At 66.7% G+C, this 16924-nt stretch carries 18 protein-coding genes; 14 read left to right on the plus strand and 4 right to left on the minus strand.

From position 1 onward, the window contains the following. The first annotated feature begins 64 nt into the window (after positions 1-64). Positions 65-556: a cupin domain-containing protein gene (locus NG900_RS21085; protein ID WP_252683363.1), complete on the plus strand. Its 492-nt coding sequence runs from the start codon at positions 65-67 to the stop codon at positions 554-556. Positions 557-654: 98 nt separating this feature from the next. Next, a complete protein-coding gene (locus NG900_RS21090; protein ID WP_252683365.1) occupies positions 655-1041 on the plus strand; it encodes an SgcJ/EcaC family oxidoreductase in 387 nt (128 codons plus the stop codon). A 15-nt stretch (positions 1042-1056) separates the two neighbouring features. Here the strand turns inward: NG900_RS21090 and NG900_RS21095 are convergent, their stop codons facing one another. Beyond that, positions 1057-1545: an Lrp/AsnC family transcriptional regulator gene (locus tag NG900_RS21095; protein WP_252683367.1), complete on the minus strand. Its 489-nt coding sequence runs from the start codon at positions 1543-1545 to the stop codon at positions 1057-1059. Positions 1546-1712: 167 nt separating this feature from the next. Between NG900_RS21095 and hppD the strand changes: the two genes are divergently transcribed. After that, entirely contained in the window at positions 1713-2819 is a 1107-nt protein-coding gene (hppD, locus tag NG900_RS21100) for a 4-hydroxyphenylpyruvate dioxygenase (RefSeq protein WP_252683370.1), read from the plus strand. 122 nt (positions 2820-2941) lie between these two features. On the opposite strand, the gene NG900_RS21105 is transcribed toward hppD, so the two are convergent. Together NG900_RS21105 and NG900_RS21110 are read right to left on the minus strand one after the other, a co-directional pair. Beyond that, a complete protein-coding gene (locus NG900_RS21105; RefSeq protein ID WP_252683371.1) occupies positions 2942-3565 on the minus strand; it encodes an EF-hand domain-containing protein in 624 nt (207 codons plus the stop codon). 139 nt (positions 3566-3704) lie between these two features. Next, the gene (locus NG900_RS21110; protein WP_252683373.1) at positions 3705-4415 is read right to left on the minus strand and encodes a type II secretion system protein N; all 711 of its coding nucleotides are present in this window, start codon (positions 4413-4415) and stop codon (positions 3705-3707) included. A 176-nt stretch (positions 4416-4591) separates the two neighbouring features. On the opposite strand from NG900_RS21110, the gene gspG reads away from it, so the two are divergent. From gspG to gspF, 11 genes are all read left to right on the plus strand, one after another. Beyond that, entirely contained in the window at positions 4592-5062 is a 471-nt protein-coding gene (gene gspG / locus NG900_RS21115; RefSeq protein WP_289813923.1) for a type II secretion system major pseudopilin GspG, read from the plus strand. 31 nt (positions 5063-5093) lie between these two features. Beyond that, entirely contained in the window at positions 5094-5582 is a 489-nt protein-coding gene (locus tag NG900_RS21120) for a GspH/FimT family pseudopilin (RefSeq protein ID WP_252683375.1), read from the plus strand. Further along, positions 5579-5971 carry a type II secretion system minor pseudopilin GspI gene (gene gspI / locus NG900_RS21125; RefSeq protein WP_252683377.1) on the plus strand — a complete coding sequence of 131 codons (393 nt, stop codon included), beginning with the start codon at positions 5579-5581 and terminating at the stop codon, positions 5969-5971. Before NG900_RS21120 ends, gspI begins: the two co-directional genes overlap by 4 nt. Next, entirely contained in the window at positions 5952-6695 is a 744-nt protein-coding gene (locus NG900_RS21130; protein WP_252683379.1) for a PulJ/GspJ family protein, read from the plus strand. The genes gspI and NG900_RS21130 overlap by 20 nt, the downstream gene beginning before the upstream one ends. 1 nt (position 6696) lies before the next feature. Further along, entirely contained in the window at positions 6697-7770 is a 1074-nt protein-coding gene (gspK, locus tag NG900_RS21135; protein ID WP_252683381.1) for a type II secretion system minor pseudopilin GspK, read from the plus strand. Positions 7771-7933: 163 nt separating this feature from the next. Beyond that, positions 7934-9376 carry a type II secretion system protein GspL gene (gene gspL, locus NG900_RS21140; protein ID WP_252683383.1) on the plus strand — a complete coding sequence of 481 codons (1443 nt, stop codon included), beginning with the start codon at positions 7934-7936 and terminating at the stop codon, positions 9374-9376. Between the two features lie 10 nt (positions 9377-9386). After that, on the plus strand, positions 9387-9968 hold the full coding sequence (gspM, locus tag NG900_RS21145) for a type II secretion system protein GspM (protein ID WP_252683385.1): 582 nt from the start codon (positions 9387-9389) through the stop codon (positions 9966-9968). A gap of 10 nt (positions 9969-9978) precedes the next feature. After that, positions 9979-10821 (plus strand): type II secretion system protein N, encoded by an 843-nt coding sequence (locus NG900_RS21150; protein ID WP_252683387.1) that lies wholly within the window; start codon positions 9979-9981, stop codon positions 10819-10821. Positions 10822-10858: 37 nt separating this feature from the next. Next, positions 10859-13252, plus strand: a complete 2394-nt coding sequence (gspD, locus tag NG900_RS21155) for a type II secretion system secretin GspD (RefSeq protein ID WP_252683390.1) — start codon at positions 10859-10861, stop codon at positions 13250-13252. 31 nt (positions 13253-13283) lie between these two features. Then, entirely contained in the window at positions 13284-14840 is a 1557-nt protein-coding gene (gene gspE / locus NG900_RS21160) for a type II secretion system ATPase GspE (protein ID WP_252683392.1), read from the plus strand. Positions 14841-14862: 22 nt separating this feature from the next. Then, complete coding sequence (gene gspF, locus NG900_RS21165; RefSeq protein ID WP_252683394.1) at positions 14863-16074, plus strand: type II secretion system inner membrane protein GspF; 1212 nt, start codon at positions 14863-14865, stop codon at positions 16072-16074. Positions 16075-16182: 108 nt separating this feature from the next. Here gspF and NG900_RS21170 read toward each other — a convergent pair whose 3' ends face one another. Continuing rightward, complete coding sequence (locus tag NG900_RS21170; protein WP_252683396.1) at positions 16183-16866, minus strand: pyridoxamine 5'-phosphate oxidase family protein; 684 nt, start codon at positions 16864-16866, stop codon at positions 16183-16185. Positions 16867-16924: the final 58 nt, after the last annotated feature.

The raw sequence follows: 16924 nt of genomic DNA on the forward strand, positions 1-16924 counted from the left end.
CGCCTTTCAGGGGCGGCCCTCTACGTCGCCCGCGAGCCCGTGCCGAGGCAAGAAGGAGACGAAGATGAAGATACCCTCTGCACACTGGCCGCTGCTAACGGCCGCCGTCTTGCTCTGCGCCGGCGCGCTGCCCGCCGCTGCCCAGGACGCCGCCATGGGCGAGATGATGATGATGAATCCGGCAGGCCTGAAATGGGTCGACGGCCCGCCGACGATGCCCAAGGGCCTCAAGCTGGCCGTACTGTATGGCGACCCCGGCAAGGACGGCCCCTACGTCATCCGCATGAAAGCGCCGGGCGGCTACAAGGTGCCCCCGCACTGGCACACGCAAACGGAGAACCTCACAGTGATCTCCGGCACGCTCTATCTGGGCGGCGGCGACACGATGGACATGGGCGCAGCGCATGCGCTCAAGGCCGGGGGCTTCCATAACCTGCCGGGCGGCGTGCACCACTACGCCTTCACGAAGAACGCAACGGTGGTGCAGATTCACGGCACCGGGCCGCTGGACATCAAGTACGTCAATCCGCAGGACGATCCGTCGCCCAAGCAATAAGCAACGCCCACCGCCGAAAGAGAGGGCTTTCGGCGGCGCAACCATTGCGACGCGGTACAGTGGCTCCGATCAAACACCCGAGCCCCGCATCGACTGCCATGACCGACGACGAACGCGCCATCCGCGCCGTAGTAGACACCTGGCTCGCCGCCAGCAAAGCCGGCGATCTGCCCACCGTGTTGAGCCTCATGACCGACGATGCGCTCTTCATGACACCCGGCCAGCCACCCTTCGGCAAGGAAGCCTTCGCGGCCATGTCTGGCGCCATGAAAGACGTGCGCGTGGAAGGCACGAGCGATATTCAGGAGGTGCAGGTGTTTGGCGACGTGGCGTATCTGCGCAACTTCCTGCGCATCAAGATGACGATACCGGATGGGAAGACGGCATCGCGGTCCGGATACACGCTGACGATTCTGCGGAAAGGGGCAGATGGGAAGTGGCGGCTTTCGCGGGATGCGAATTTGGTGATGGCGGATACCGCCTGATACAGGCACGGTCCCTCAAACCACCACCGGTAACGCCGTCGTATCCTTAATCCGCTCCAGCGCAAAGCTGCTCTTCACATCGATCACCGCCGGGTGCGCGAGCAGCTGGTCACGGATGAAGCGCGCGAAGTGCTCCATGTCCTCCACGAACACCTTGAGCAGGTAGTCCATCTCGCCGGTCATGGCGTAGCAGGTGACCACCTCGGGCCACGTCGCCACAGCAGCGCGAAAGATGTCGGACGGCCCCTTGCCCTTGGGCGCCCCACCCTGCTTCTCCAGCCGCACATTGATGTACGCCGACAGCCCCAGGCCGATCTTGCCCGGGTCGAGCAGCGCGGCGTACTGGCGGATCACGCCGCTCTCTTCCAGACGGCGGATGCGTCGCAGACACGGGCTGGGCGACAGGTTCACCCGTTCGGCGACTTCCAGGTTGGTGAGGCGGCCGTTGTTCTGGAGGACTTCCAGGATCTTGCGGTCGATCTTGTCGAGCTCCACTTTATTCATTTTGTTGCTCCGCACCAATTAATTCGGCAATTTTCTTGCGCAAATTTAGCAAGCCGGGCACAACTTCGCAATTTTTGCGTGAATCGACACTCCTACACTGCGAGCATCATCAAAGACCTGAGCGCCCTCCTTTGCACTGAAGGCGCGCGCCCCACAGGAGACTCACCATGCAATTCACGCCTTGGGAAAACCCGATGGGCACCGCCGGCTTCGAGTTCATCGAATACGCCGCACCGGACCCCGTTGCCATGGGCAAGCTGTTCGAGAACATGGGCTTCACCGCCATTGCCAAGCACCGCCACAAGAACGTGACGCTGTATCGCCAGGGCGAGATCAACTTCATCATCAACGCCGAGCCCGATTCGTTCGCGCAGCGCTTTGCACGTCTGCATGGGCCGTCGATCTGCGCGATTGCGTTCCGCGTGCAGGATGCCGCGTTCGCCTACAAGCGCGCGCTGGAGCTGGGCGCCTGGGGCTTCGACACCCACAGCGGCCCGATGGAGCTGAACATCCCGGCCATCAAGGGCATCGGCGATTCGCTGATCTACCTGGTCGACCGCTGGGCCGGCAAGAACGGCGCCAAACCGGGCGACATCGGCAACATCAGCATCTACGACGTGGATTTCGTGCCCATCGCGGGCGCCAACCCCAACCCCACCGGGCACGGCCTGACCTACATCGACCACCTGACGCACAACGTCTACCGTGGCCGCATGAAGGAATGGGCCGAGTTTTACGAACGCTTCTTCAACTTCCGTGAGGTGCGCTACTTCGACATCGAAGGCCAGGTCACAGGCGTGAAGAGCAAGGCGATGACGAGCCCATGCGGCAACATCCGCATCCCCATCAACGAGGAAGGGACGGAGAAAGCCGGCCAGATCCAGGAGTACCTGGACATGTACCACGGCGAGGGCATCCAGCACATCGCGCTCGGTTCGACCAACCTGTACAAGACGGTGGACGCACTGCGCGCCAACGGCATCACGCTGCTCGACACCATCGACACGTATTACGAACTGGTCGACAAGCGCATCCCAGGCCATGGCGAAGACGTGGCGGAATTGAAGAAGCGCAAGATCCTGATCGACGGTGCCCCGGGTGATCTGCTGCTGCAGATCTTCTCGGAAAACCAACTCGGCCCGATCTTCTTCGAGTTCATCCAGCGCAAGGGCAACCAAGGTTTTGGCGAGGGCAACTTCAAGGCGCTGTTCGAGTCGATCGAGCTCGACCAGATGCGCCGCGGCGTGCTCAAGGCCGACGATCAGCCAGCCTGAAGACCCTCAAACTTCAGGCAAGCTGTACCCACACCCCGGTGGTTCGCCATCGGGGTGTTTTTTTTTGCGCGCATGAAAAACGGCGCCCGAAGGCGCCGCTTGCTGACTGCAGATGGGAGCGATCACTCGCCCTTGGTGGCCGTCGCGCCGCCCGGCATGGCTGCGGTGGCCGGGTTGCTCTTCTGCGCCTTGCGCGCCTCGTGGCGGGCCAGCATGTACGCACGGATTTCGTCCTGCGTGATCTTGCCGTCGTGGTTGGCGTCGATCTGGTCGAAGTTCTTGGCCAGGCGCGGCATGCCGGTCTGCGCTTCTTCCTTGGTCAAGCTGCCGTCGTTGTCCTTGTCGGCGGCCTTGAACTTGGCGTCGAAGCGCTGCGCCATCTTTTCGCGCATCTCGCCCTTGTGGGCCTTGTGCCAGGCAGCCAGCTCGTCCTTGCTAAGTTGGCCGTCGTGGTTGGTGTCGATCTGGTCGAAGTTCTTCTCGAGCCAGGCGTGGCCGCGGGCCTCGTCGCGCGAGATCTGGCCGTCGCCGTTGGTGTCGATGGCCTTAAAGCCACCCTGGCCGCCGTGGTGGTGACCCGGCTTGCCGGCGCGCGCGTCGGTTTGCGGCGCGGCCGGTGCGGCGGCCGGCGCTTGTGCGCTGGCGGCGGGGGCGCTGGCATCCTGGGCGCGGGCGTTCATGCCGGACATGGCCAGGAACAGGGCCGAGGTGGCGAGGAAGGCTTGGACAGCACGTTTGTTGGTCATGGTCAGCTCCTTTTCACATGGACTGTGTAGCGGATTAGAACCCGACAATGCCAGCACGTTGCCGTGTTTTACACGCTGTTACCCCGATGACATGCGCTGTAATATGCGCCCGCCCACGCATGGCGGGCCGCAAAAATGACTAGTGATCGGCCACCGGGTCAGCGGCATCGCCCTTGCGCGCCGCCGCTGCCGCGCGGTGACGCGGGCCAGCGATACCGCCGCCACCCTGTGGATTGGCGCCAGGCTCGCCCGTGTTGATCTGTGCCGGCGCGATGGGCAGCATGGCGCCCGGCATCGCCGTGTTGGCCGGGTTGTTGGCCACCGCCGGTGCTGCGGGCGGCACAGGTGGCGTAGCCGGCGTCGACAGCGGCGCCGCTGCACCCGACGGCGGCAACGGCATCGTGGGCATCGGCGCCGCATTGCGATTGGCGGGCGACACCCCCGCCACGGCGTTGGCCGGCAGCGGAATCTCCTGGCGCGCGCCGTTGCGCTCGATCACCACCGAGCGCGCCTTGATCTCCACCAGCTTGAGGTTGGACGACAGCGATTTGCCCGCACGCACGGCCTGCGGTGCGCCACCGTCCACCGACACGATGGCCGCGCCACCACCATCGGCCAGATCTGCCACCACGCCAATCACCTGCACATCACGCGGGCCGTTCTGCGGGCCGCCACCGAAGAGCGTGACAGCGGCGCCGGTTTCCAGCGCATCGGTCTGGGCGACGCGGGCCTCGCGCGGCGCACTCAGCGAGCGCAGCGAAGACAGCGTCAGCACCCAATGCGTCAACAGCGCGCACAGGGCGGCAAACAGGGCAAGGCTGAGCAGGCGGGACGACTGTCGAGCGGTCATGAAAATGGGGCGAGGCACCGTAAGAATGCGTTGATTCTATCCGCCCTTCATGCCCGTTCGGTGAACGGCCCGGAGGGGTGGTTCCAGGCATTGCACGGCGTGACCCTGCCGGGCAATGTATGGTCATATGTCACGGATATACTCTGACTCTTCCTCCTATTGCCAACTCTGTTGCCATGATGCAAGGCCAACTTCGCTCCTCATTCCGCCAACGTGCCCTCGCCCGCAACTCGTCGCGCGGCTTCACCCTGATCGAGATCATGGTGGTGGTGGTGATCCTGGGCATCCTCGCCGCGCTGGTGGTGCCGAAGATCATGAGCCGCCCAGACGAGGCCCGCATCATCGCCGCCAAGCAAGACATCGCGTCCATTTCGCAGGCGCTCAAGCTCTATCGCCTGGACAACGGCCGCTACCCGACCACCGAACAGGGCATTGCCGCACTCGTCACCAAGCCAACCACCGAGCCGATCCCCAACAACTGGAAGGGCGGTGGCTATCTGGAACGCCTGCCCAAGGACCCTTGGGGCCATCCGTATCAGTACCTGAACCCGGGCGTGCGCGGTGAAGTGGACGTCTTCAGCTTTGGCGCCGACGGCCAGGCCGGCGGCACGGGCAACGACGCCGATATCGGCAACTGGGACAACTAAGCCCCGCCCTTTTCCATCCACCCCGCGCGTCATGCTCGGCCACCCGCCCCGCCGCCGGCATCTGCGCGGCTTCACGCTGCTGGAACTGCTGGTGGTGGTGGTCATCATCGGCATCGTGCTGGGGGTGGTGGCCGTGAACGCCACACCCAACCCGCGCTCGCAACTGGCCGATGATGCGCAGAAGCTGGCCCGCCTGATCGAACTCGCGCAGGAAGAGGCGCAGCTCACTTCGCGCCCCGTGGCGTGGGAAGGCGACGCACAGGGCTGGCGCTTCTACGAATCGACCCCCAACGGCTGGCGCCCGCTCACGCGAGACGTGCTGGCGCCCGGCCACTGGCGACAGGGCATGGACAGCGTGCAGATCGTCGCAGGTGCCACCGGGATACCGGGCGCGCCGCAACGCCTGGTGTTCGGCCGCGAGGCGATCGGACTGCCGTGGCGCGTGGCGCTGACCTCGCAGGGCGCGCGCGTGGATGTGGTCTCCGACGGCGGCCCACGCGTGCTGACGGAAACGCAATGACCCCGGCAATGGACCGCGCTCGCGGCTTCACCCTGCTCGAAGTGCTGGTGGCACTGACCATCGTGGCCGTGGCACTCACCGCCACCATGCGCGCCATGGGCAGCATGACGACTGCCAGCGATTCCTTGCAGACCCGCATGATCGCTACCTGGAGCGCCGAGAACCACCTGGCCAACCTACGGCTGTCACGCGCGTTTCCCGATCCGGGCTCGCGCGGCTTTGCGTGCCCACAGGGCGACACGCAACTGTGGTGCGAAGAGACCATCGCTACCACGCCCAACCCGGTGTTCCGCCGCGCGGAGGTGTCCGTCTATCCGGATGCGTCCAAATCCGTGCGCCTGGCCTGGCTCGTGACCCTGCTGCCCAACGATGCGCGCAATGTCTTCTAAGCGTCCGGCGCATATCGGCGCGCGCGGCTTCACGCTGCTCGAACTGCTGGTGGCGATCACGCTGATGGCCATCCTGGCCGTGATCGCCTGGCGTGGGCTGGACAGCATGACCCGCACGCGCGAAGCGCTGGCCCAGCGCGACGAACGCATCGAAGCCCTCAAGACGGCCTACGCCCAGTTCGACGCCGACTGCACCCAGCTGGCCGATCCGAACACGCTGTCGCGCCCGCCCATCGAGGTGGACGCCAACCGCGTGCTGATGGTGCGCGACCGCCGTGACGATGGCCAGCCGCCCGCGTGGCAGGTGGTGCTCTATCGCATCACCGATGGCCGCCTTGAACGCCTGCAGAGCCCGCCGATCACGAACCGCGGAGACCTGCGCGGCGCGCTCGACAGCCTGCGCCAAGGCGGCGGCGGTGCGGCGCGCTACCTGCTCGCCAGCAACGTCGACAGCATCAGCGCGCGCGCCTGGATCGAACCCGGCGGCTGGATGGACAACAGCGGCACGCTGTCGGCGGCGCTGTTCCCCGCCGGCAGCAATACGACCACCCTCGCCGGACTGCCGTCGGCATCCACGCCCAGCGCACCGGCACCCGTGGCCAACAGCCCAGGCGTGGTGGTGCCCGCCGCCTCGGTGCGTGCGGTGGAACTGGCGCTGCTTGTGCGCATGACGCCGCAGGGGGCGCCGCAGCGCTTCACGCGCATCTGCATGACGGGGCTCTGACATGACTCGGTGCTCCCGTCGACCTGCTCAACGCCACGCACGCCAGCGCGGTGCGGCCATCATCACCGCGCTGCTGGTGGTCACGCTGGCGGTGGTGATCGTCTCGGGCATGCTGTGGCGCCAGCAGGTGGAGATCCGCGCGGTGGAAAACCAACGCCTCAAGGCGCAGGCCACCTGGATCGCGCGGGCGGGCATCGACTGGGCGCGCCTGATCCTGCGCGACGACCAGCGCCGCACCGGCGCCGTCGACCACTTGGGCGAGATCTGGGCGGTGCCCATCCAGGAGACCAAGCTGTCGGACTTCCTCGGCAGCTCGCTGCGCACGGACACGGCCGGCGAGGAGTCGTACCTGTCGGGCCGCATCTTCGACGCCCAGGCGCGCTTCAACCTGATGAACCTGCTGACGATGCAGACGCTGGGCGCGCGCACCATCGTCACGGGCCGCGACAAGGACGGCATCAAGGCCTACGGCCTGCTGCTGCAATCGCTCAACCTCGATCCGAGCCTGGCCAACGTCACGGCGACGACGCTGGCGCAGATGCTGGGCGGCTTCCAGTCGGCCGAAGGCACGCAGGGCGGCCAGCCCGGCGGCGAAGACAGCAGCAGTGGCGGGAGCGGCGGCGACAACGGCCCGCGCCCGCTGGACGATGTCGACAGCCTGCTGACGGTGCCCGGCTACACGGCGGACATGATCGCCAAGCTGCGCCCCTACGTGATCGTGCTGCCCGCCCGCACGCAGATCAACGCCAACACAGCCAGCGCCGAGGTGCTGGCCGCCGTCATCCCGAACCTGAGTCTGGACCGCGCCCGCGCGCTGGTGCTGGTGCGCGATCGCGCCTACTTCCGCAACATCGGCGACGTCGTCAACAATTTGCGCGGCATCGCGCCGGGGGCGGACACCACCGCCGCGGCCAACCTGCTGGACGTGCAGACGCACTATTTCCTGGTCTACGGCATGGCCCGTCACGAGCGCGCGCAGATCGGGGAAGTGGCGCTTGTATCACGTGGTGATCCGGTCAACAATAACGCGACCCGGATCGTCTGGGTCCGCCGCGTGGACGAGATTCCGTCATGACGGCGCCACAATACCCTTCTGCATGCGTACGTTGCGCAAGTAGACAGACCCCAGCCTTCGCCGTATTGTCATCCGCATCGTTCAGCATCGCGGGTCTTGCGCAATCCGGCGGCTCTCTCGGTTTCGTTGGTCACTCGCATCCATATTCAATTAGAGGAGCGGTTTGACGACCTCCCTGTACGTGCGCCTGCCGCACCGGCCCATTCAATCACCCGAGCGCTGGTCAGCGGGTGCGCTGGCCTCCGTGCCCTTTGCCCTGGTGCGCGAGGACGGCGCACAAGGACCGCAGCGCATCCAGCGCGAAGGCACGTCGCGCCCCGACGAGCTGCCCGCCGCCGATCGCCTGATCCTGCTACTGCCCGCCGCCGATGTGCTGCTGGTGCCGGCCAACGTGCCGCCGCTTGCGCTGCCCAAACTCCGCCTGGCCCTGCCCAACTTGGTGGAAGACCGCCTCGTGCAGGACGCGCAGCAGTGCCATATCGCCCTGGGCCCCCGGCTGGGGGCGGCACCCGCGCGCGGCTGGCGTGCGCCGCGCGAACCGCAATCGCGCGCACTGATGATTGCCGACCGCGCGTGGGTCCGCTTCATCCTCGATACCTTCGCCAGCCACAAGCACCGCACCTGCCATCTGCTGCCCGCGCAGCTTTGTGTGCCGTTTGAAACGCCTGCCGCTACAGCGGTCGCGATCGCAGAATCTGCCAACGGCGTCGTACGCGCTGAGCCCTCGCTCGAGACGCCCGCCGAACCGGCAAGCGACACACCCGTTGTGGAAACCGCGGCGGCAGTCGCTCACGCGACCATCGCCCTCGATGCCGCCCCGCCGTCGGACCCCGACGCGCCAGTCGCCGTCGACATCACCGTGCGCACCGGCGTTGCCGAGGGCTACGGCCTGCGCCTGCTGCCGGCCAACGTGGCCAACTGGCTGGCCATTGCGCCCACCCCGGCCACGCTGATGGTGTCGCCCGCACTGCATGCATTGGCAACTCAGCTCACGCCCGGCCTGTCGGCCGACCCGGCCACCGCCACGCTGGACTGGTCCACCTGGGCCGCCGGCGCGCGGGACGCACTGGCCTCGGGTGACGCCGACCTCTGCCAGTTCGACTTTGCACGCGGCGGCGTGGCCGGCATGGACTGGAGCCTGTGGCGCCTGCCGGTCGCGTTGGCCGTGCTGCTGGTGGTCGTGCAGTTGGTTGGCATGAACGCGCGCTGGCTCACCCTGCGCGCCGAGCAGAAGCGGCTCGATACGGCCATGCGCGCACAATTGCAGACCGCCTTCCCGAATACGCCGGTGATCCTCGATCCGCCCGCGCAGATGCGCCGCCAGATCGAACAGCTGCGGCTGGCCGCCGGCAAATCGGCGCCGGAAGATTTCCTGCCGCTGGCCGATCGCTTTGCCCAGGCCGCCACGGGCCTCGCGCCCGATGCGCTGCTCGCACTTGATTACCACGGCCGCGCGCTGACGGTCACGCTCAAGGACGGCACCGACACCGCCAGCCTGCGCACCGCCGCCCGCAACGTCGGCCTGAACATGGACACCGCCGAGGCCCCGCGCGGCGCTGAGGCTACCGTGCCCGGCTCGCGCTGGACGGTCTCCATCGCCCAATAACGATCCCCCCATGGCGACCTCTTCCCCCTCCTCCGCCCGATCGTCGACCCGCCGGCTGCCGCGCATCGGTGTGCTGGATTCGGTGCTTGATTCGATCAATTCGGCGGCCACGACGTTCTGGATGCAGCGCGAGCCACGCGAACGCCGCATCCTGGCCGGCGGCGGCGTAATCCTGCTGCTCGTCATCCTCTACCTGGCGCTGTGGGAGCCCGCGTTCGAGGGCCAGCGCCGCATCGAAAAGGCCCTGCCGCAGATGCGCACCCAGCTGGCCGAGATGGAAACGCTCGGCCAGGAAGCGCGCGGCCTGTCGGCCATTGCCGCCGCACCCGTGCCGCGCGGCGCCGACCTGCAGCAGGCGCTGAACACGAGCCTGACCAACCACGGCCTGAAGGCCACGCGGATGGCGATGTCAGGCGAGAGCGTGCAGGTGCAGCTCGACAAGGCGCCCTTTGGCGCCGTTGCCGAATGGCTGCAGGAAGTCAGGCAGGCCCAGCGCATGAAGGTGATCGACGCAAGCATCAAGTACGTGGGCGCCACCGCCCTGGTCAACGTGACGGCGACGCTGCAAGGCCCCGCCGCCGCGAGCCGCTGACGCCTGCCCGATGGCGATCGAATCCCTGCCGCCGCTACGCCTGCGCCGCCGCGCCGAAGCCGACGAGCGCACGAGCCTGGGCTGGCGCGTGCTGTGGTGCGTGGCGGCGCTGCTCGCCATTGCGGTGACGGTCGTCGCGCAATACCCGGCCGCCTGGGCCGCCGAGCGCGTGGCCGCAGCCACAGGGCACCGTGTCTTGCTGGCCGACAGCCAGGGAACGCTCTGGCACGGCAGCGCCACGCTGGCACTCACTGCCGGCAACGGGGGCGCCGATGCGACGGTGCTGCCGGGGCGACTGTCATGGTCGATCGACATACTGCCGCTGCTGGCCGGCACACTGCGCGCGCACCTCACGCACGATCGCGCGCTGGAGAAGCCCGTGACGTTGACGGTCACCCCGGGCCACTGGGAGGCGGAAGCCGGCACGGTCACGCTGCCGGCCTCGCTGCTGCAGGGCATCGGCGCGCCATTCAACACGCTCAAACTCGACGGCCGCCTGCGCGCGCAGTGGACGCCGCTCTGGGGCCAGTTTGGGCACAGCAAAGGCACGCCGGACACCGCCCAGGGGGCGCTGACCGTCACGCTTGAGCAGGTATCATCCAGCCTCAGCCGGGTACGGCCCCTGGGCAGCTACCAGGCGGTGGTTTCCTTTGGCGGCGTGAGCGGCGGGCCCATGCAGCTGGCGCTGTCGACACTGGCCGGGCCGCTGTCTCTGCAGGGCCAGGGGACGCTGGGCCGAGGCGCACATTTTGACGGCGTGGCCAGTGCCACGCCGGAGTCGGAACCGCAATTGATTGGCCTGTTGAGTCTGCTGGGCCCGCGAGACGGGTCGCACCATCGACTCCGCTTTTGATTTCCAAGCCGGCGCGCGAGCCAGCACGCCGACAACCATGAACGAGACCATGTACAACGCCGCTTCCCGACTCACCGTCCGCGCCATCGTCCTGGCATGCTGCGTAGCGATGGTGGGTGGTTCGATGCCCTTGATGTCGGCCCACGCTGCCCCGCCGAACGCGGCATCCGCTGGGGATGAGGTCTCGCTGAATTTCGTCAACGCCGATCTGGATTCGGTGGTCAAGGCCGTAGGCCAGGCCACCGGCAAGAACTTCATCGTCGACCCGCGCGTGAAGGGCACCGTCAACCTCGTCACCGAGAAGCCGGTGACGCGCGCGCAGGCGCTCGAATCGCTGGGCTCGATCCTGCGCATGCAGGGCTACGCGATCGTCGAAGGCAACGGCTTCACCAAGGTCGTGCCGGAAGCCGATGCCAAGCTGCAGGGCTCGCCGACCAGCGTGGGCGCGGCGGGTGCACGCGGCGGCGAGCAGGTCGTCACGCAGGTCTTCCGCCTGCAGCATGAATCGGCCAACAACCTGGTGCCAGTGCTGCGCCCGATGATCGCGCCCAACAACACGATCACCGCGTACCCGGCCAACAACACGCTGGTCATTACCGACTACGCCGACAACCTGCGCCGCATCGGCCGCATCATCGCGTCGATCGATACGCCGGTGGCCGGCGAGACGGAGCTGATCCCGCTGAAGAACGCCGTGGCCATCGACGTGGCCGCCACGCTGCAGAAGCTGCTCGACCCGTCAGCCGGTGGCGCGGGTGGCGCAGGCGCCGGCGCGGCGCTGTCGGACCCGAGCCTGCGCACGTCGGTCGTGGCGGAGCCGCGCTCGAACAGCGTGATGATCCGTGCCTCCAGCGCGGCGCGCCTGGCGCAGGCCAAACAACTGGTCGCCAAGCTGGATGTGCCCAACGCACGCCCCGGCAATATCTGGGTGGTGCCGCTCAAGAACGCCAACGCCGTGCAACTGGCGACCACCCTGCGCGCCATCGTGGCGGCGGATGCGACGCTGTCGGCCTCCGCATCCACCGGCCCCGGCGGCCAGAACGCCGCGCAAGGCGCCACCTCGCAGCCAACCGGCGGCACGAGCGGCTCGCAGTTCAACCAGAACACGCAGAACACCAACACCGGCGGTTCTGGCAGCGGCATGGGCAGCGGCAACTCGTCGTTCCGGGCCTCGTTCGGGCAGAACAACACGCCCGCCACCGGCGGCATCATCCAGGCCGATCCGGCCACCAACGCGCTCATCATCACCGCCAGCGAGCCGGTCTACCGCAACCTGCGCGCGGTGATCGACGACCTGGATGCGCGTCGCGCACAGGTCTACATCGAATCGATGATCGTCGAGGTGACGGCCACCAAGGCGTCGCAGTTGGGCATTCAGTGGCTGGTGGGCGGCGGCGGGCCGGGCACGTTCGTTGGCGGCGGCACCAACTACGGCACCGGTTCGGGCAACCTGCTCAATCTGGCCGGCACGATCGCCGCCATCGGTTCGGGCGGCATCGGCAGCGCGGCGGCACAGACGGCGCTGGGCAGCCTCAACGTCGGCCAGCTCAACGGCGGAAATTTCGGCGTGTTCAACAAAGGCAGCGGCTTGGGCGTGCTGCTCTCGGCGCTGGGTTCGGACGGCTCGGTCAACGTGCTGTCGACCCCGAACCTCATCACGCTCGACAACGAAGAAGCCAAGATCCTGATCGGCCAGAACGTACCGATCACCACCGGCTCGTATGCGCAGACGGGCACTGCGGCTTCGGTCACGCCGTTCCAGACATTCGACCGCAAGGACGTCGGCATCACGCTGCGCGTCAAGCCGCAGATCACCGACGGCGGGCTGGTGAAGCTGCAGATCTTCCAGGAATCGTCGGCGGTGGTGCCGGGCACGCAGAATGCGACGCAAGGGCCGACCACCAACGTGCGCTCGATCGAGACCAACGTGCTGGCCAACGACGGCCAGGTCGTCGTGCTCGGCGGGCTGCTGGAAGACAACTACCAGGACGGCGAACAGAAGGTGCCGGGCCTGGGCGACATCCCGATCCTGGGTGCGCTGTTCCGCTCGGAGAACAAGACGCGCGTGAAGACCAACCTGCTGGTGTTCCTCCGCCCGATCATCCTGCGCACGGCCGATGCCACCGGCGCGCTGTCGGACAACCGCTACAACTACATGCGCGACACGCAGCAGGGCTTTGTCTCGCCGAACATGCTGCCGACCACCTCCGACAAGGACACGCCGGTGCTGCCCGCGCCCGAAACTGTGCGCCCGGCCGACAACTACGGTGATGTGTCGATCGTGCCGAAGGGCCCGGCCGGTACGCAGGTGCCCCCGGGTGCCCCGATGCCGATGCCGCAATCGACCACGCGCCCCCAGCCGCGCCTGCAGAACTTCGCGGCGCCCACTTCGGGCGGCTACGACAGCAACGCGCCGCGCAACGGTGGTTAAGCACGGCGAAGGCGACGAAGGACACCCGACCATGGCAACGCAAGCCCTCACCACCGACGCCAGCACGCTCGAGCCGCCTTCGCAGTCGGCTGTGCGGCTGGTGCCGTATGCGTTCGCGCGCGACGCCAAGTTGCTGGTCGCCCGGCAAGGCGTCGACACGCTCGAGGTGTGGGTCTGCCCCGACACCTCGCGCACGGCGCTGGCCGAACTCGCACGTGTGTTCGGCGCGCTGCACTTGGTGACGCTGGATGCTGCGGCGCTCTCCACCGCCACGCAAACCGCCTACAACGCGCAAGACGGCAGTGCCGCCCAGGTCGTCGGCGAGGTGGAAGGCGAAGTCGATCTCTCGCGCCTGATGCAGGACATTCCCGCCGTGGAAGACCTGCTCGAATCCGAAGACGACGCGCCGATCATCCGCATGATCAACGCGCTGCTCACGCAGGCCGCGCGTGAGGGCGCCTCGGACATCCACATCGAGCCGTTCGAGAATGCATCGGTCGTGCGCTTTCGCGTGGATGGCACGCTACGCGATGTGGTGCGTCCGAAGAAGGCACTGCACGGCGCGCTGATCTCGCGCATCAAGATCATGGCGCAGCTCGACATTGCTGAAAAACGCCTGCCGCAAGACGGCCGCATCACGCTGCGTGTCGGTGGACGCCCGGTCGACGTGCGCGTCAGCACGCTGCCCACCGGCCACGGCGAACGCGCGGTGTTGCGTCTGCTCGACAAGGAAGCCGGCCGGCTCGACCTCGGCAAGCTCGGCATGGGCGCCAGCACGCTGGCGCGCTTCGACCACCTGATCAACCAGCCGCACGGCATCGTGCTCGTCACCGGCCCGACGGGTTCCGGCAAGACAACGACGCTGTACGCGGCGCTATCGCGGCTCGATGCGTCATCCACCAACATCATGACGGTGGAAGACCCGATCGAATACGACCTCGACGGCATCGGCCAGACGCAGGTCAACCCGAAGATCGACATGACCTTCGCCAAGGCCCTGCGCGCCATCCTGCGCCAGGACCCGGACGTGGTGATGATCGGGGAAATCCGCGATCTGGAAACCGCGCAGATCGCCGTGCAGGCCTCCTTGACCGGCCACCTGGTGCTGGCGACGCTGCATACGAATGATTCCGCCTCGGCTGTGACGCGCCTCATCGACATGGGGATCGAGCCGTTCCTGCTGTCGTCGTCATTGCTGGGCGTGCTGGCGCAGCGGCTGGTACGCCGCCTGTGCGTGCATTGCCGCCGCGAGGAAGTGCTCGAACTCACGCCTGCAGAAGTCGAAGCCGTGGCCGGCACACCGGTTGCAGAAGGCGTGGCACCGGCTGCACCGGCACGCAAATCCGTGTGGCATCACGTCGGGTGCGAGCGCTGCAGCAACTCGGGCTACCAGGGCCGGACCGGTGTGTACGAACTGCTGACTGTCACGCCTGAGATCCAGACCATGATCCACCGCCAGGCCGCTGAATCCGAGATCAAGGCCTTCGCCATCAACCAGGGCATGCAGACCATGCGCATGGATGCGCAGCGCTGGATCGACACGGGTGCCACGTCGCTGGAAGAAGTGTTGCGCGTGACGCGCGACTAAGGCGCGATTAAACGAATAGCGCATGCCAGCCTTCCGCTACGAAGCCGCCGACGCCGCCGGCAAAACCGACAAGGGCGTCATCGAAGCCGACAGCGCGCGCCAGGCGCGTACTGTGCTGCGTGCACGCGGGCTCACGCCGCTGGTGGTCGATGCGCTCGGGGCACAGGCCACCAAGCGTGGCGGCTCGAGTTTCGGTAAGAGACTCTCGGCACAGGAGAACGCACTGGTCACACGCCAGCTCGCCAGCTTGTTGGTTGCGGGCTTGCCGCTCGATGAAGCGCTTGCCGCGCTGGCTGATCAGGCGGAGCGCGCTTACGTAGGCGAACTGCTCGCCGCCATCCGCGCGGAAGTCGTGGGCGGGAGTTCGTTATCCGTCGCGCTGGCACAGCATCCGAAGGATTTTCCTGACATCTATCGCGCGCTCGTTTCCGCAGGCGAGCACTCGGGCAACCTGGGCCTCGTGCTCTCGCGCCTGGCCGACTACATCGAGAGCCGCAACGCGCTTACGTCCAAGATCAAGCTGGCGTTCACATACCCGGCCATCGTCACAGTAGTGGCGTTTGCGATCGTGATCTTCCTGCTGTCGTATGTGGTGCCGCAGGTGGTGAGCGTGTTCGCCAATACCAAGCAGAAGCTGCCCACGCTCACGATCATCATGCTGTGGTTGTCGGACTTCGTGCGGAACTGGGGGTGGCTGGCTGCGATCGTGCTGGTGGCGTTGGGCTTGCTGATCCGCAATCTGCTCAAGCAGCCGGCATTGCGCTTGTCGTGGCACAAGTGGCTGCTGACGGCGCCGCTGTTCGGCAAGCTCGTCCGCGGCTACAACACGGCGCGGTTTGCGAGCACGCTGGCGATTCTCACCAGTGCGGGTGTGCCGATTTTGCGTGGGCTGCAGGCGGCAGGGGAGACGTTGAATAACGTCGCGCTCAAGACGAACGTTGAGGATGCGTCCACGCGGGTGCGGGAAGGGACATCGCTGGCGCGGGCGTTGGCGGCGCAGAATCAGTTTCCGCCTGTGCTGGTGCATCTGATTCGTTCCGGCGAGGCGACTGGCAACTTGCCCGCAATGCTGGAAAGGGCGGCGCAGGGTGAGGCTCAAGAGCTTGAGCGCCGCACCTTGTTCCTGACTGGGCTGCTGGAACCGGCTTTGATTTTGACGATGGGGGTGGTTGTGCTGCTCATCGTGTTGGCTGTGCTGATGCCGATCATCGAGATCAACCAACTGGTGCACTGACTGGTTGGTTTGGATTTCTTTTGGTTCATCCCCTGTTTCATCCCCTGCCGGGGCCGATACCGGGGATGCCCCAACAACATCAAACAACAACGCCGCTGCTGCACACGCTCACAGCGCTACCGCTTCATCGACGGAAAGCCGAGCGCTGTCCTTCCACTCCTGCACGTAGTCCGGTGTGCCGGCTGGTGCGGCTTCAACCACGGGCGCTAGCGGCAACAACGCCATCGGCAGCACACCAGCCCACACCGGCAGATCCAGGTCTTCGGCATCGTCCTTCGGGCCACCCGCGCGGATCTTGCAGGCCGCCTCGTCCAGCGGAATGCGCAACACGGTGGTCGCAGCCAGCTCCTTGGCATTACCGGGCCGCGCCTGCCGCGACCGGCCCGGCGCGAGGACCTCCATGAACGCATCCAGCACAGCCGGCTTCTGCGCATCGGGCACGACTTCAAAGGCCCCGTAGATGACAGCCGAGCGATAGTTCATCGAATGGTTGAACGCCGATCGCGCCAGCACCAAGCCGTCGATATGCGTGACGGTCACGCACACCTGCGCGCCGCTGGCTGCCAGCTTGAGCATGCGGCTGCCATTGGAGCCGTGGATGTAGAGGTGATCGCCTTCGCGCCAGCATGCGGTGGGAATGCAGTGCACGCCATGCGCATCGGTGAAGGCGATGTGGCAGACATAAGCCTCGTCGAGGATGGCGTGCAGCGTGGTGCGGTCGTAGTGGCCGCGATGCGCGACGCGGCGCACGCGTGTGCGGTCAGTCGGCGACGTGGGTTCTGTGGTCGACATGCAAGGCTCCGGGTCATCAATCGATGTGCCGACGATAGAAAAACCGTGGCACCATGCA

The organism is Ralstonia soli (assembly GCF_023955655.1).
In the GTDB taxonomy this organism is placed as follows: Bacteria; Pseudomonadota; Gammaproteobacteria; order Burkholderiales; family Burkholderiaceae; genus Ralstonia; species Ralstonia soli.

What these genes read in the sequence shown, in the direction of transcription:
- NG900_RS21085 (WP_252683363.1), top strand. Translation starts at nt 65, where the DNA reads ATGAAGATACCCTCTGCACACTGGCCGCTGCTAACGGCCGCCGTCTTG.
- NG900_RS21090 (WP_252683365.1), top strand. Translation starts at nt 655, where the DNA reads ATGACCGACGACGAACGCGCCATCCGCGCCGTAGTAGACACCTGGCTC.
- NG900_RS21095 (WP_252683367.1), bottom strand. Translation starts at nt 1,545, where the DNA reads ATGAATAAAGTGGAGCTCGACAAGATCGACCGCAAGATCCTGGAAGTC.
- hppD (WP_252683370.1), top strand. Translation starts at nt 1,713, where the DNA reads ATGCAATTCACGCCTTGGGAAAACCCGATGGGCACCGCCGGCTTCGAG.
- NG900_RS21105 (WP_252683371.1), bottom strand. Translation starts at nt 3,565, where the DNA reads ATGACCAACAAACGTGCTGTCCAAGCCTTCCTCGCCACCTCGGCCCTG.
- NG900_RS21110 (WP_252683373.1), bottom strand. Translation starts at nt 4,415, where the DNA reads ATGACCGCTCGACAGTCGTCCCGCCTGCTCAGCCTTGCCCTGTTTGCC.
- gspG (WP_289813923.1), top strand. Translation starts at nt 4,592, where the DNA reads ATGATGCAAGGCCAACTTCGCTCCTCATTCCGCCAACGTGCCCTCGCC.
- NG900_RS21120 (WP_252683375.1), top strand. Translation starts at nt 5,094, where the DNA reads ATGCTCGGCCACCCGCCCCGCCGCCGGCATCTGCGCGGCTTCACGCTG.
- gspI (WP_252683377.1), top strand. Translation starts at nt 5,579, where the DNA reads ATGACCCCGGCAATGGACCGCGCTCGCGGCTTCACCCTGCTCGAAGTG.
- NG900_RS21130 (WP_252683379.1), top strand. Translation starts at nt 5,952, where the DNA reads ATGCGCGCAATGTCTTCTAAGCGTCCGGCGCATATCGGCGCGCGCGGC.
- gspK (WP_252683381.1), top strand. Translation starts at nt 6,697, where the DNA reads ATGACTCGGTGCTCCCGTCGACCTGCTCAACGCCACGCACGCCAGCGC.
- gspM (WP_252683385.1), top strand. Translation starts at nt 9,387, where the DNA reads ATGGCGACCTCTTCCCCCTCCTCCGCCCGATCGTCGACCCGCCGGCTG.
- NG900_RS21150 (WP_252683387.1), top strand. Translation starts at nt 9,979, where the DNA reads ATGGCGATCGAATCCCTGCCGCCGCTACGCCTGCGCCGCCGCGCCGAA.
- gspD (WP_252683390.1), top strand. Translation starts at nt 10,859, where the DNA reads ATGAACGAGACCATGTACAACGCCGCTTCCCGACTCACCGTCCGCGCC.
- gspE (WP_252683392.1), top strand. Translation starts at nt 13,284, where the DNA reads ATGGCAACGCAAGCCCTCACCACCGACGCCAGCACGCTCGAGCCGCCT.
- gspF (WP_252683394.1), top strand. Translation starts at nt 14,863, where the DNA reads ATGCCAGCCTTCCGCTACGAAGCCGCCGACGCCGCCGGCAAAACCGAC.
- NG900_RS21170 (WP_252683396.1), bottom strand. Translation starts at nt 16,866, where the DNA reads ATGTCGACCACAGAACCCACGTCGCCGACTGACCGCACACGCGTGCGC.